At 59.3% G+C, this 13408-nt stretch carries 16 protein-coding genes; 8 read left to right on the top strand and 8 right to left on the bottom strand.

Features of this window, described 5'->3' with window-relative positions; genetic code table 11:
• The first annotated feature begins 9 nt into the window (after positions 1 to 9).
• Positions 10 to 456: a DNA polymerase III subunit chi gene (locus ACXHRN_RS15040; protein ID WP_488637122.1), complete on the top strand. Its 447-nt coding sequence runs from the start codon at positions 10 to 12 to the stop codon at positions 454 to 456.
• A gap of 49 nt (positions 457 to 505) precedes the next feature.
• Here ACXHRN_RS15040 and ACXHRN_RS15035 read toward each other — a convergent pair whose 3' ends face one another.
• The 4 genes from ACXHRN_RS15035 to ACXHRN_RS15020 form a co-directional block, all read right to left on the bottom strand.
• Positions 506 to 1096, bottom strand: coding sequence for a TadE/TadG family type IV pilus assembly protein (locus ACXHRN_RS15035; RefSeq protein WP_488637121.1), 591 nt, complete (start codon positions 1094 to 1096; stop codon positions 506 to 508).
• Positions 1096 to 1605 carry a TadE/TadG family type IV pilus assembly protein gene (locus tag ACXHRN_RS15030; protein WP_488637120.1) on the bottom strand — a complete coding sequence of 170 codons (510 nt, stop codon included), beginning with the start codon at positions 1603 to 1605 and terminating at the stop codon, positions 1096 to 1098. Before ACXHRN_RS15030 ends, ACXHRN_RS15035 begins: the two co-directional genes overlap by 1 nt.
• 19 nt (positions 1606 to 1624) lie before the next feature.
• Complete coding sequence (locus ACXHRN_RS15025; RefSeq protein WP_488637119.1) at positions 1625 to 3019, bottom strand: TadE/TadG family type IV pilus assembly protein; 1395 nt, start codon at positions 3017 to 3019, stop codon at positions 1625 to 1627.
• 141 nt (positions 3020 to 3160) lie between these two features.
• Positions 3161 to 4087, bottom strand: a complete 927-nt coding sequence (locus ACXHRN_RS15020; protein WP_488637118.1) for a Gfo/Idh/MocA family protein — start codon at positions 4085 to 4087, stop codon at positions 3161 to 3163.
• Positions 4088 to 4231: 144 nt separating this feature from the next.
• On the opposite strand from ACXHRN_RS15020, the gene ACXHRN_RS15015 reads away from it, so the two are divergent.
• Both ACXHRN_RS15015 and ACXHRN_RS15010 read left to right on the top strand, forming a co-directional pair.
• On the top strand, positions 4232 to 5104 hold the full coding sequence (locus tag ACXHRN_RS15015) for a GNAT family N-acetyltransferase (RefSeq protein ID WP_488637117.1): 873 nt from the start codon (positions 4232 to 4234) through the stop codon (positions 5102 to 5104).
• Between the two features lie 136 nt (positions 5105 to 5240).
• Positions 5241 to 5792 carry a DUF1269 domain-containing protein gene (locus ACXHRN_RS15010; protein ID WP_488637116.1) on the top strand — a complete coding sequence of 184 codons (552 nt, stop codon included), beginning with the start codon at positions 5241 to 5243 and terminating at the stop codon, positions 5790 to 5792.
• Between the two features lie 15 nt (positions 5793 to 5807).
• Here ACXHRN_RS15010 and ACXHRN_RS15005 read toward each other — a convergent pair whose 3' ends face one another.
• Positions 5808 to 6230: a DUF1801 domain-containing protein gene (locus tag ACXHRN_RS15005; RefSeq protein ID WP_488637115.1), complete on the bottom strand. Its 423-nt coding sequence runs from the start codon at positions 6228 to 6230 to the stop codon at positions 5808 to 5810.
• A 32-nt stretch (positions 6231 to 6262) separates the two neighbouring features.
• Positions 6263 to 8158, bottom strand: a complete 1896-nt coding sequence (locus ACXHRN_RS15000) for an ABC-F family ATP-binding cassette domain-containing protein (protein ID WP_488637114.1) — start codon at positions 8156 to 8158, stop codon at positions 6263 to 6265.
• A gap of 135 nt (positions 8159 to 8293) precedes the next feature.
• Here ACXHRN_RS15000 and ACXHRN_RS14995 point away from each other — a divergent pair, with 135 nt between their 5' ends.
• Both ACXHRN_RS14995 and ACXHRN_RS14990 read left to right on the top strand, forming a co-directional pair.
• The gene (locus ACXHRN_RS14995; protein ID WP_488637113.1) at positions 8294 to 8812 is read left to right on the top strand and encodes a GNAT family N-acetyltransferase; all 519 of its coding nucleotides are present in this window, start codon (positions 8294 to 8296) and stop codon (positions 8810 to 8812) included.
• 96 nt (positions 8813 to 8908) lie between these two features.
• Complete coding sequence (locus tag ACXHRN_RS14990) at positions 8909 to 9199, top strand: hypothetical protein (RefSeq protein WP_488637112.1); 291 nt, start codon at positions 8909 to 8911, stop codon at positions 9197 to 9199.
• Here ACXHRN_RS14990 and ACXHRN_RS14985 read toward each other — a convergent pair.
• Entirely contained in the window at positions 9196 to 9708 is a 513-nt protein-coding gene (locus ACXHRN_RS14985; protein ID WP_488637111.1) for a DinB family protein, read from the bottom strand. The two genes, ACXHRN_RS14990 and ACXHRN_RS14985, sit on opposite strands and share 4 nt — an antisense overlap.
• 155 nt (positions 9709 to 9863) lie before the next feature.
• On the opposite strand from ACXHRN_RS14985, the gene ACXHRN_RS14980 reads away from it, so the two are divergent.
• The 3 genes from ACXHRN_RS14980 (at position 9864) to ndk (ending at position 11836) form a co-directional block, all read left to right on the top strand.
• Entirely contained in the window at positions 9864 to 10556 is a 693-nt protein-coding gene (locus ACXHRN_RS14980) for a glutathione S-transferase family protein (RefSeq protein ID WP_488641912.1), read from the top strand.
• Positions 10557 to 10686: 130 nt separating this feature from the next.
• The gene (locus ACXHRN_RS14975) at positions 10687 to 11286 is read left to right on the top strand and encodes an NADPH-dependent F420 reductase (protein WP_488637110.1); all 600 of its coding nucleotides are present in this window, start codon (positions 10687 to 10689) and stop codon (positions 11284 to 11286) included.
• Between the two features lie 127 nt (positions 11287 to 11413).
• Positions 11414 to 11836, top strand: coding sequence for a nucleoside-diphosphate kinase (gene ndk / locus ACXHRN_RS14970; protein WP_201653640.1), 423 nt, complete (start codon positions 11414 to 11416; stop codon positions 11834 to 11836).
• Between the two features lie 73 nt (positions 11837 to 11909).
• On the opposite strand, the gene ACXHRN_RS14965 is transcribed toward ndk, so the two are convergent.
• Entirely contained in the window at positions 11910 to 13328 is a 1419-nt protein-coding gene (locus ACXHRN_RS14965) for a hypothetical protein (protein WP_488637109.1), read from the bottom strand.
• Between the last annotated feature and the right edge of the window lie 80 nt (positions 13329 to 13408).

Below are 13408 nucleotides of genomic sequence, written 5' to 3'. Positions count from 1 at the left end.
ATCCTCGACATGGATATCCTGTTCTACCACCTCACCGAGACCAAGATGGAGGACGCGCTGCCGCCGTTGCTCGAAAAGAGCATCGAGCGCAATTGGCGCGTTGCCGTCCAGACGGTGAGTGAAGAAAGAAGCGCCTTCCTCGATGGCCATCTCTGGACCTTCCGGGCGGAGAGCTTCCTGCCGCACGGTACCGAACAGGCGCCGCATGCCGATGCCCAGCCGATCCTGATCACCACGGGCGAGGGCAATGCCAATTCCGCAACGGTCCGGTTCATGGTCGATGGCGCCGAGCCCCCCGACCTCGCAGGTTATGAGCGCGTCGTCTTCATGTTCGATGGCTATGACGAAACCCAGCTCGGCCTTGCGCGAAATCAGTGGAAGAAGCTGAAAGGGGAGGGCCATGCACTTTCCTATTGGCAGCAGAATCGCGACGGCCGCTGGGAGAAGAAAGCCTAGGCAGATCGAGTTCGGCATCCCGCAAAGCGCGGTGAAAAGACCCCGCGTGTCAATCCAGCGTTATCGTGTCCTTGACGCGCGGCCGCATGATGAAGGTCTTGTTGTAATGATAGGCGGTGACGCCGGTCACGGGCTTCAGCAGCGTCGAAAATGGCGTAGTCAGGTCGTAGGTCGCCTTGACCGCGATCAATTGCACGCCGGCTTCGGCGATGTCCTTTGAAATCGTCACCGGCGAGGCGGCGTTTTTGGCCAGAGCGGTGACGTTGTAACCCTTCGCCCAATTGACCTTGGTGGAAAGATCGGTTGCGACGTCGAGCACGGCAAGCTGGATCGTCAGCTTCGATTGGTCGAAAGGCTGGATGATAGTGGAAGAGCCGGCAATGATCGCGTTGACGTCGGTACTCGTCCAGTCCGATTTCTGCGAAACCATGTCGCCGAGCGTGCCGGCAATCTGGTTCATCTTGCGCGAAACCATCAAAGCCTGACCGAAATCCACCGTTCCGGCGAGCAGGGCCACCAGAATCGGGAAGATCAGCACGAATTCGATCGCCGAGACGCCCCGTTTGTCGGATTTGAGCTTCCGGAGCACAGGTAAGAAGCGGCCCTGCGAACACATGTGGATGAAATCTCGCGTCAGCATCAGAAGGGCTCGTTCTTGAAGAGTTCAGCGGCGCCCAGTACGTAACGGCCATCGGAAAGGCGTCCGCCGGAAAAGGCATAGAGCTTCATGACGGGGTCCCAAGGCAAGAAGGTCTGGATCAGCACATAGTCGCCCGATCCTCCGATGTTGAAATCTTCGGTGACGGTGAGCGTGCCGCCGCTGATGCCCGAGATCTTGGTCACCGAATTCATGTCGGTGATCACGCTCGCCCGAACCTTGAGGTTTGCCGAGCAGGAGAAGGAAAAAGAAAGCTCGGTGCAGACCGCCGTTTTGAATTTGTTGATATCCCAGGACGCGCTTTTGGCCGTGCCGACGCGCACCTGGCGCACCGCCTTGTGGACGGCGGCATCGAGGCCGGAATCGACGAAATACATGATCGACAGCTCGACAATCGCAAAAATCAGCACAAGGAACGGCAGCGCCAGAATGGCGAACTCGATCGCCGCGCTGCCCTTCCTGTCCTTGATGAGTTGGCGAAATGTCTTCATGACATCGGTCCTTGTCGGGTCATTGGGTCAGCCTGACCGAACCCAGATATTGCTGGAAAAGCGATGAGAGGCCTTGCTCGATCGCGTCTTGGTCCGCTGCAGAAATGAACATGTCCTTGGACGTGGCGCAGCCCTTGAGCGCATAGGGGATGTAATTCCGACGGGTGATCGTGTTGGAAACGCCCGTTTCTAGCGTTCCACCCCACTTCGAGGTGAAGCTGCTTGTCTTCATGGTGTCTCCGACCGTACCGTTGTAGCCCCAGTCATAATCGATCGACAAATATTCGGTATAGAGAACGCCAACTGTTGCGCCGGCGTTCTTGAGGTCCTTGCACCAAGCCGGATTTAGCGGCGAAGTGTATGTCTGGTTTGGGAAATATGTGCTGTTGTATTTGACGCACGTTCCGCTAACCGTGGAAACGCATTTCCAGATCCCATCCGGATTATCGGTAACCCAGGGTCGTTCGGACTGCACCCCGTCGGTCAGGAGCAGCACCAGCTTAAGCGGTTTGCTTGCCGAGGAGCCGTCGCCGGCGGAACCGACCAGCGTTTCGAGCTTGTCGAGCGAGGTATTGAAATAGGTCGTAGGTTGTGAAGTCGCGCTCGTGAGTCCCTTTGAATCGTTGAGCAGCGTGGTCTTGACCGTTGTCATTGAGGAATTTGGAGCCAGAACCTCCGCGGCGGTGCTGCCGATCGAGTAGAGCCCGACCTTGATGCGCGACTGCGTCGGATCGGAAGCCGAAACCATGTCCAGCACCTCTTGCGCGGCGGTCACCGCTACGTCCGACCGAAGCGTTACACCCATCGCCTTCGCAACGGCATAGTTAGTGCTGTACGTGCCGCCGTTGTATTTCCAGGGACCACCTTCTGCAGTATGGCATGCGAAGACGCATTTGCTTTTGTTGCCGTTTTTGTCGACTACATTGTACATCGCGGTCTGACCCGCCGTCGTTGCGGCCAGCATCATCGACGCCGACTTATCCAGGACCAGGTACACTTCGAGATATGACGTCGCCGGCCCAGCCACGGATGTGGTGACGGAAACAGGCACCGACTTAATGTTTGCCAATCCGAGGAAGGTTGTCGGCACGATACCGGTGGCCACCGCTTTGATCGTGCGATTGGTCTTGCTGATCGTGATAGTATTGGTTGAGAGCACATAGCTGGAGGCCTCAACCGAGTCCGCCTGTGCGGAAAACCACTTCGTGACTTTGTCTTTGATCTGGTCTTCTGTGAGGCTATCGACTTCCTTGACGCTGGCGATCAGCGCCGCGTCGAGATCGGCCTGCATCTTGACCTTGACGTTGTAGGTGCGAGCGTAGTCGATGCTGACGCCGATACCGAGCAATGTCGGCACCGCGACAAGCGCAAACGTCATGGCAATATTGCCGCTGCGATTGCCGAGCAGGCGCAAAAATTGGGCGCGAAAAGTCCCGAGGGCATTCAGAAATGCATTGGTATGGAGACGCATGAAAAACCCCGGGCACAAAATTGCACCCGGGGACGGTAGCATTCAAGCATTGCCAGCAGGTTAAGCCACCGGCCGCAGCTTGCCTCAATCCTCAAAGGCTTCGACGATCTTGCGGCGGCCGAGCATGAAGGCGTCGGCCACATGCGTCAGCGGCGAGATGTCGGCATCGCTGACGCCGGCTTTGACGATTTCGGCAAAACGCCGATAGAGGTTGGGATATTCCTCCTCCGGCGCTTCATAGGCAAGCGTGCCGTCGATGAACAGCTTGGCACCGCCATCGGCGAGCCGCATCTTGCCAGCAGCCGTCTCGGCTTCGATATCCCAGCTTTGCTTGCCGGTCTGGCGCCAGTCGAACACCGCATTGACGACATGACGGTCAGCATTGCTGAAGGTCATGCTTGCGGCGATCGGCGCTGCGCGGTTTTCCGGGAATTCAAGCGTCGCTTCGGTGATGAACACCGGCTTCGGCAGGATATGGGTGACGATCGACAGCGCATTGATGCCGGGATCGAAGACGCCGAGGCCGCCCGGTTCCCAAATCCAGGCCTGATTGGGATGCCAGTGGCGCACATCTTCCTTCCAGGTGACGGTCATCGATTTCAGCGGCGAGGCCGCAATGTAGCTCTTGGCCTGTTCGACGGCCGGAGCATAGCGCGAGTGCCAGCTGGCAAACAGCGATACGCCTTTGGCATCGGCGATCCGCTTGAGGTCCTCGACCTCGGAAATGGTTGCGCCCGGCGGCTTTTCCAGGAAGACATGTTTGCCCGCATTCAGTGCTGCGAGCGCCGCTTCATAGCGGTATTGTGGCGGCATGCACAGCGAGACGGCCTCGATCTCGGGATGCGCGGCAAGCATATCCTCGATGGTCTTGTGCGCCGGCACGCCGTCCACCGTTCCATGGCGGCTCGCCGTCGCCACGAGCTGAAAATCCGCGTTCCCGGCGATAGACGGCAGATGCTGGTCGCGGACGATCTTGCCGACCCCGACGATCGCGAGCTTGATGGGTGCCATGTGGTGCCTCTTCCCAATAAGTATGACAATTGCGAACCGCTTTTAGCAGAAAGCCGCATTTCGGCAAGCATATCACAGGCGGAAAAACCAAATATGCCGCGGTTGGTTGACTGCGCTGGAATTTCGCTAAAACCTGTGCTGCACATGCGAAATGCGAATGCGAGGAGCGACGACTTGACGGCAATCCAGATAAAACAGGCAGGACCCGGTGACGTCGCTGACATGATCGACTGGGCGGCACGCGAAGGCTGGAATCCCGGCCTGGATGATCTCGGCCCGTTCCTTTCAGCCGATTCCTCGGGCTATTGGCTGGCTGAACTTGACGGCCGCACCGCCGCCTCCATCTCGCTCGTCCATCACCATCCGTCCTATGCGTTCCTCGGCTTCTATATCGCCGAGCCGCATTTTCGCGGGCAGGGGATTGGGTACCGGCTCTGGAACGCCGTTATCGGAAGCAGCCGCGCGACGACAATCGGGCTGGATGGCGTCGCTGCCCAGCAGGACAATTACCGCAAGTCTGGTTTTGCCTATGCCCATGCCAACTGGCGCTATGGCGGAGAGATCGAGGTGGGACAACAGGATCCGGAGATCACATCGATCCCTGCCGACCGCATCGAAGATTTCATCGCCTACGATGCACAGCACAATCCGGCGCCACGCGCGAACTTCATGAGAGAGTGGTTGTCGGATACGCCGACGCGCAGCAGTGTGGGTCTGATCGAGGATGGGGAGATCGTTGGCCTCGGCACGATTCGCGCCTGCCGCCAGGGTCACAAGATTGGGCCACTGTTTGCCGCAAACGAACAGGTCGCCAACCGGATTTTTCGGCATCTGGTGAGCTTGGCTGGCGGTGGGATGATCTATCTCGACATTCCCGAACCCAACATTCAAGCGCGTGCGCTCTGCGAATGTCATGGCATGGCGCCCGTATTCGAGACCGCGCGAATGTATCGCGGCACGATGCCAAATCTGCCGCTCGCCAACATCTTCGGCATCACCACATTCGAGCTGGGCTGATCGTTCCTGTTTCGTTGAGCGCGATCCCCAATCGATCCCCAATCATTGTTGCACGCCCTTCACATATTTATACTCTAACTGGCGAGCGGTCATTCCAGCCGCCCAGATCGAGATGATCCAGTGAGAGGAAAAGCAAATGTCTGAACTCATCGTGTTTGGTTACGACAATCAGGCGCAGGCCGAAGATGCCCGCACCGGCCTGTACCAGCTTTCAAAGGAATATCTCCTCAACATCGGCGATGCCGTGGTCGCGACAGCCGAGGCCGACGGGCAGATCAAGCTCCACCAGATGGTCAATCTCTGGGCGCTCGGCGCCAGCGGCGGCGCCTTCTGGGGCCTGCTGGCCGGCATCCTGCTCTTCAATCCGCTGATCGGTGTCGCAGCGGGCGCGGCCTCCGGCGCGCTGGCCGGTGCGCTTTCGGATTACGGCATCAAGGATGATTTCATGAAGGACGTCGCCTCGGTGCTGCAGCCAGGCCAGGCGGCGCTTTTCGTGATGGCGGAGCGCGCTTCATCCGACCGCGTCATCGAGGCGATGGGCAAGCATGGCGGCCGCATCATCCGCACCAATCTCGACCGGTCGCAGGAACAGAAGTTGCGTGAGATCTTCGAAAAGGCCCGCGTGGATCAGCTTTCGGCGGCCCCAGCGGAATCCACCACCGACGTTTCCGCAGGTTCGGATGTCTGATATCTCGGCCGTTGCCTAACGTCGTCCGGGCTTCTTGCGGCGATGATAGGTCAGCGCATCGGCGATGCAGATTTTCAATCGTGCATCGTCGAGATCGTCATCCAACTTGAGATGCAGGCTGCGGTCGCCGCCGAAGCTGAATTCAACAAACCGCTCGCGCCATTCGCTGACGAGGCTGGTGTTGCAGTTCACGTAGAGAGCGATATCACCGCCGTGCGTCTCATCGCGGTCGATACGGATCGTCGTTCCGCTGGCGCAGAGATAGGATGGCTGGCCCCATTTCAACGTCTCTTCGACCGGGCCGACGTTTTCCTCGTGGGCCACCGCCAGGACGACAGCTCTGAGTGCGAGCAGTTTGGCACGGACCTCAGTGGAATAGCGATCAAGGACATCCGCAACCGATGTGGCGATGGGATGGAGGGCGTTGGGATCATGCATGCAATTCCCTCCATCTTTTCAGTGCGTAACGATCAGCCCGCCATCTCCTCGAGATCACCTGACAATAACAACCATTCTTCTTCGGTATCGGCAAGCTTTTGTGCCGCATTCGCCCGTGCCTTGGTGAGTTCGGCGGCGCGCGACGGGTTCTTCGCGTAGATTGAGGTATCGCCAAGCTCGGTGTCGATGCCCTGGATCAATCTCTCGATTTTCGCCATCAACGTGTGGAGATCATCGACCTTCTTGCGGAGAACGGCGGGATTGATGCGCGGCCTTGCTTCGACCGGCTTTTCGGGTTCCGGCGCGACAATGGCAGCAGCAGCAGCGGCGGCTTCCGCCTGCTTGGCCTTCTTGCCCTTCTTGGTCGTTCCGACGACGAGGTCGCGGTATTCGTCCATGTCGCCTTCGAAAACGCTGACCGTGCCCTTGTTGACCACCCACAGGCGATCGACCGTGGCTTCGATCAAGTTGCGATCGTGCGAGATCAGGATGACGGCACCGGTATAGTCGTTGAGCGCCTCGATCAGCGCCCGGCGGCTATCCATGTCGAGATGGTTGGTCGGTTCGTCGAGGATCAGCAGGTTCGGCGCATCGAAGGCGGCAAGGCCCATCAGCAGGCGTGCCTTTTCGCCACCGGAAAGATCCTTGGCCGGTGTGTCCATCTTCTGCGTCGCAAGGCCCATCTGCGCGGTGCGCGCACGCACCTTGGCTTCAGGCTCGCCGGGCATCAGCCGGCGCACATGTGCAACAGCGCTTTCTTCCGGCATCAGGTCATCGAGCTGGTGCTGGGCGAAGAAGCCGATCTTCAGGTTCGGCGCGATGGTCAACGATCCGGTTTCCGACTTCAACCGGCCGGAGACGAACTTTGCAAACGTCGACTTGCCGTTACCGTTCGACCCGAGCAGGGCGATGCGGTCATCGGTGTCGATGCGCAGGTTGAGGTGCTTGAGGATCGGCTGGCCGGGCTGATAGCCGACCGAGCCGCCTTCGACCGCGATGATCGGTGAAGCAGCTTCGCGCTTGGGATCGGGGAACTTGAAACCCTGCACATGGTCATGGACCACGGCCGACACAGTGCCCATTCGCTCCAGCGCCTTGACACGGCTCTGCGCCTGCTTGGCCTTGGATGCCTTGGCCTTGAAGCGGTCGATGAAGGTCTGCAGGTGCTTGCGCGCCGCTTCGTTCTTGACCTTGGCCTTGGTCTGCAACTCCTCGGCTTCCGCCTTCTGGCGCTCGAAGGAATCGTAGGTGCCGCGATAGAAGGTTAGCTTCTTCTGGTCGAGATGCACGATCGAATTGACCGCCGAGTTCAGCAAGTCGCGGTCATGCGAGATGATGATGACCGTGTGCGGGTAGCGCTTGATATACTCTTCAAGCCACAGCGTGCCTTCAAGGTCGAGGTAGTTGGTGGGCTCATCGAGCAGCAGCAGGTCGGGCTCGGCAAACAGCACGGCGGCAAGGGCGACGCGCATGCGCCAGCCGCCTGAAAAGCTCTTGGCAGGCCGTTGCTGCGCCGCTTCGTCGAAGCCGAGGCCGGCCAGGATCGAGGCGGCGCGCGCTTCTGCCGAATAGGCGTCGATATCGGCAAGCCGGATCTGGATTTCGGCGATGCGATGCGGATCGGTCGCGGTTTCGGCTTCCGCGAGCAGGGCGGAGCGTTCCTTGTCTGCCGCCAGCACGATTTCAATCAGGGATTCATCGGTGCTGGGTGCTTCCTGTGCCACCTGACCGATGCGGGCATTCTTGGGGATCGATATCCCGCCGCTCTCGGGTGCCAACTCGCCGACCAGAATACGAAACAGCGTCGACTTGCCCGCACCATTGCGGCCGACGAGGCCAGCCTTGGTGCCGGAAGGCAGCGCGACACTGGCGTGATCGAGCAGGAGGCGCCCGGCAATGCGGGTCGAAAGTTCGGAGATTGTAATCATGATGCGCCCTTAGCGCAAAAACGGGGTGAGGGAAAGGTGGTGCGGTGCAATGCAGCAATGTTCTGCAGGGATCGGCTTGGTCCTCACCGAAAAATATGTGTAGATGCCTCTCCCCATCTTAATCGGGAGTGCCGCATGGATACAATCATCGAGACGCCGAGGCTGATCGTCCGGCCGCTCTGTGCGGAAGACCTCGACGATCTCAGCCGGCTGTATGCCGATCCGGCGGTGCGCCGCTATTTTCCAAATGGAACGCTGAGCCGCGAGCAAACACGCGACGAATTGCTGTGGTTCGTCAACGGCGACAATCCGGGCTTTCCTGCGCTTGGCCTATGGGCGACCATCCATCGTCCCACGGGGCGCTTCATCGGGCGATGCGGGTTGCTGCGATGGTTGATCGAGGGCAGGGAGGAGACGGAGATCGGCTATATGATATCAAGTGAATTCTGGCGCCAGGGTCTGGGCGAAGAAGCGGCGAAGGCCCTGGTTCGCCATGGCTTCGAGACGCTCGGCTTGCGGCGGCTGATCGCGCTCATCGCTCCCGAAAACCTTCCTTCGATGCGCACTGCGGAAAAGGCAGGCCTTCGCTTCGATCGGGTGGTCGACTTGGAAGATGGTTCTGCCCGCCTATACGCCATCGACAAAACAGCCTGACGCCATATGGAAAACCGACGGATCGACCGTGATCTCTGGAACAGGTGGCCCCGCCGAACGTTGTTGTTCTGGCAATCGCGCCCGGGGCAATACGGCATGAAACAATCACCCCTTGGTATGTTCTTCGATCTCTCCCGGCTCGCCATGGAATCCAACATGGTCGTCGGCCTGCGGATGATGAAGCTCGCCGCCGGCGGCACCAATGCTGCGACGGAGGCTCAATTGATGGTTAGCGAAAAGATGCAGATGGCAACCACGCTGGCGATCGAAAATGCGATCGCGCTGGCCACAGGCCGCACTGTCGAGGCCGTTCACAAAAGCACCGTTGCCAAATACACCAAGGCGGTACGTGCCAACCGCAAGCGGCTGACCCGCTATCGGTCCTAGAGAAAGCGGCCGCCTTCGAATTGGCGCTGGAACGACACCATATCCAGCGTGACGCTGGGCTTGCCCAAGGCGGTCAATATCATATGGCACTGACCCCTGTGATGGGTCTGATGGTTGAAGACGTGAAACAGTGCCGAGCCGAGCTTCTGGCTGACGGGATCCGGCGTGGTGATCGGCGTATAGGTGAAATTCTCTGAAAATGTCTGCTCATCGAGCCCGTCAACCACATTGATGATGCGGGCATCTTCATTCGAGCGCGCCTCGGTCAGCGGTCCTAGTTCGGCAAACAGTATCGTATTGAGCGCGGCAGGTGCCTCGCCCCGCTTGGTGATCCGCCGCAGCCAGATCCGGTCGGCGCACAGCAGGTGATTGAGCGTGCCCATCATCGAGCCGAAAAACGCTCCCTTATTTGCGGTAAATTCCTCCGGCGTCAGGCCTTTCGCAGCCGTATAGACGACATCGTTGGCCCATTTGTTGTAGGCGGCGAACATCTGCAATGTGTTTTTCATCGACATATTCCTGCGGCAATCGTCGCGGCAGGCTAGCCCTACCGTCAATGGCCGATCAAGCCGCTTTTCCTGATGGTTCCCATGACATTTTTTGAATTGCGACAATAGCGCATTTGCGCTCAATTATCGCTCTGAAACCTGCTTGCGAGGCCATGATGACCCGACTCCTCTATTCGCTCTGCGGCGCCGACGCCGATTGCCGCTTTTCGCCTCACGTGTGGAAAGTCGTCATGGCTCTCAGCCATAAGGGGCTGGATTTCGAGGAAGTGCCGACGCCGTTCACTGCGATCAAGGCGGTCGAGGGCGGCTTCTCGCAGACCATTCCGGTAATCAATGACAATGGTCATCTGGTGCGCGACAGTTTCGACATCGCCCTGTATCTCGAGGAAAACTATCCCGATGCTCCCAGCCTGTTCAAAGGCGAGGGCGGCAAGGCGATCAGCCGTGGCATCGAGGGCTACTCGCAATTCATCATCCAGCCGGCGCTGGTGAAGATCGTCGTCAAGGACATCCATGATCGGCTGGCGCCAGCCGACCAAGCCTATTTCCGCCCGAGCCGCGAGGCGCGCCTTGGCAAGACACTGGAGGCGGTGGATGCCGCGTCCGGCGAGGAGCTGGCGGCCTTTCCGGCCAAGCTCGAGCCGATGCGGCATGCCCTGCGATTCCAGCCCTTCCTCGGCGGCGAAAGCCCGCTATTTGCCGACTATATCCTGTTCGGCGCGCTGCAATGGGCGCGTGTGGCGTCGCCCAAGCCAATCCTCAAGGCGGACGACCCCGTGCGCGACTGGTTCGAGCGCTGCCTCGATCTCCATGGCGGCAGAGGGCGGGCCATGAAGGCGGCGGCTTGAGGTTCTTTCATAGCGATGCTGCTTCCGCTCCAAAAGTGAAACACAGTGGTTCGAAATAGCCGGCTTTCGTCCTTCATGCGCCACGGTCATAGTGTTCTCCTCGAAATACTTCACGGGAAGGAACACCGACATGTCCATAGGGATCATCGGCGCAGGCTCCATCGGTTCGGCTATCGCATCCGCCTTGGCACGGGCCGGTCAGCATGCCATCATCGCCAACAGCCGCGGGCCTGAGAGCCTGGCTGCGCTCACCGCCAAGCTCTCGCCCTTCATTACGGCTGGCACGAGAGAGGAAGCTGCTGCCGCCGACATCGTCTTCATCGCCGTCAATTGGTCAAAGATTCCCGGTGCGCTTGAGGGCCTGCCAGGGTGGGGCGGACGCATCGTCATCGATGCCAACAACCCGATCGAGGGGCCGGCCTTCAAGCTCGCGGAACTCAACGGCAAGACCTCAAGCGAGGTTGTGGCTTCGCTGGTGCCTGGCGCCCGCGTCGTCAAGGCCTTCAATCACCTCCTGGCGCCGGTGCTTGCCACTGATCCGGCCGCGGAAGGCGGCAAGCGCGTTCTCTTTTACGCAGGCGACGATGTCGATGCCAAACGCGATGTCGGCGATTTGATCGAGCGGCTCGGCTTTGCCGCCATCGATCTCGGAAATCTCGTCGAAGGCGGCAAGCTCATACAATTTCCAGGCGGCCCGCTGCCGGCGCTCAACCTGGTGAAGTTCGGCTAGGACGAATTATGACAAAGGGGTGAAAATCAGCCTTTTCAGCCTGCCAAACTGGTGGCCCTCTTGTTTTCGACGGCGAAGGCGGTTATTGAGCCGCCCACCTAAGGAATTCAACATAAAGGGATATGAAATGGCGATTGAACGCACCTTTTCGATGATCAAGCCGGACGCAACCAAGCGCAACCTGACGGGCGCCATCACCAAGATGCTCGAAGATGCCGGCCTGCGCGTCGTCGCTTCCAAGCGCGTCTGGATGAGCAAGCGCCAGGCTGAAGGCTTCTACGCCGTTCACAAGGAACGCCCCTTCTTCGGCGAACTGGTCGAAGGCATGACGTCCGGCCCGACCATCGTTCAGGTGCTGGAAGGCGAGAACGCCATTCTTCGCAACCGCGAAATCATGGGCGCCACCAACCCGGCCAATGCCGACGAAGGCACGATCCGCAAGACCCATGCTTTGTCGATCGGCGAAAATTCGGTCCACGGTTCGGACGCTCCGGAAACGGCTGTCGAAGAAATCGCCTACTGGTTCTCCGGCACAGAAATCGTCGGCTGAATCAAGCTTTGAGGTGATTGCCTCAAGTGACTGGATTGATTTGTGAAACCGGGGCGGAAACGCTCCGGTTTTTTCATTTCGGCGTGTCGAATTTGAAGATCGGCGTGTCTGCCAGGAAGACCGCTTCCCCCGCCGTTTTCAGATAGCCCGCGCAGGCGCGATCCATGCGGGCGGCGAAATCCTCGGCAAGCACGATTGTCGGCGCCGCGGGCGTCGCGGTTGTGACGAGCCTTGCCAGGACATCGGTCTTTCCGGCTGCCAACAGAAGCTCGGATGTTATCGCCAATGCTTTGGGATCGGATTTGAATTGAGCCAGGTCGCGGCCGTCGCGCACGGCTGCGGCGATTGTTTTCCAAAGCCGCAGATCGGCCTCGAAACTCTTCGAAAAGCCACCGGACAGAGCATCATCCTCCGTTTCGCCCTTTATGTAGGGCGTCAGCCTTTCCACCGCGATCATCCAGTCGAGCACCTCGCGGATTGATCCCCTGTAATGCTGGATGCCGCCGAATTCGATGCTCGACAAGATGTCCTCAACCGCTTTCTTGTCGGCCGACGCATCAAGCAAAGCGCGGTAGACCATGGGCCACGCTTGCTGCATCGACCATGGATTGCCTGCATCGTGCCGGGCAGCCTCTGCCAGGATCGCCGTGGCGACCACCAGTGCCTCATCCACTTTGCCGGTCTGGTTGACATAGGTCATCAAGAAATCGCGCTCGGGCATAGCTGCGCCAGCCTGCCAGAGGTGGTTGAGCTTGTCCCGGGCTTGCCTGATCTCGTCGTTGGCTGCCTCGCGCGGCAGCGGCGGATTGCCGATCAATGCCGGGATCCAATACCAGTATTCCATCTGCATTTTGGTCTTTGCCGGATCGTTCAGCCGCTCGGCAAACCGCGCCCAGGCGTCCCGATCTCTTTGCGTCGCCGCGAGCCCCGCGGCGAGCTTGATCTGATCATGTGTCTCAGCCTGCTTCGCCAGCTCTTCCTTGAATGCGTCGGGCTGGTCGAGAAGTGCGTATACGATAGCGCCCTGATACAGAAGCCGCTGTTCTTGTGGCAGGCTGGCGAGCGCGCCGAACAGGATCGGCCGGTCCTGCGACAGAGCCAGTGCCCGTAGAACCGACGGCATAAAACCGTACTGCGAAAGAACCGTAGTCGTTCCAATCCCCGATCGCTTTAAGGCGGATTGCACGCCAAACTCGTGAATGGCCCAGGCCAGCGCCAGTTCATCCGCGCGGCTGGTCTTAGTCTCGACGAGTGGCTTCAGCAGTGCCTCGGTCTGGGCGGCATCTAGCGACTGATATCGAATTTTGAGATAAGCCGGGATCGTGCCGTGTTGCCGCTTGCGAAATCTCGGCAGGTCTTCGCGATGGGCAAGCACATAATCCGAAAGCGCAATGATATCGTTTTCGGCGTTGCAAGCCTTTTCAGCAGCGGTCGCTGCAGCCGGCAGGCTGATGCCGATGATGACGGCGCAGGCGCCAAGCAGGGCTCTCATTGGGCTCGCCTTTCCAGATTGATCACAGAGGGATCACGTGTCAGACGATGCAACTATTTGACGACATGTCCGGAAGATCT

The organism is Shinella sp. OV683 (genome assembly GCF_057787725.1).
Note: the sequence above shows the minus strand (reverse complement) of the source record. Positions and strands in the feature narration are given on the sequence as shown.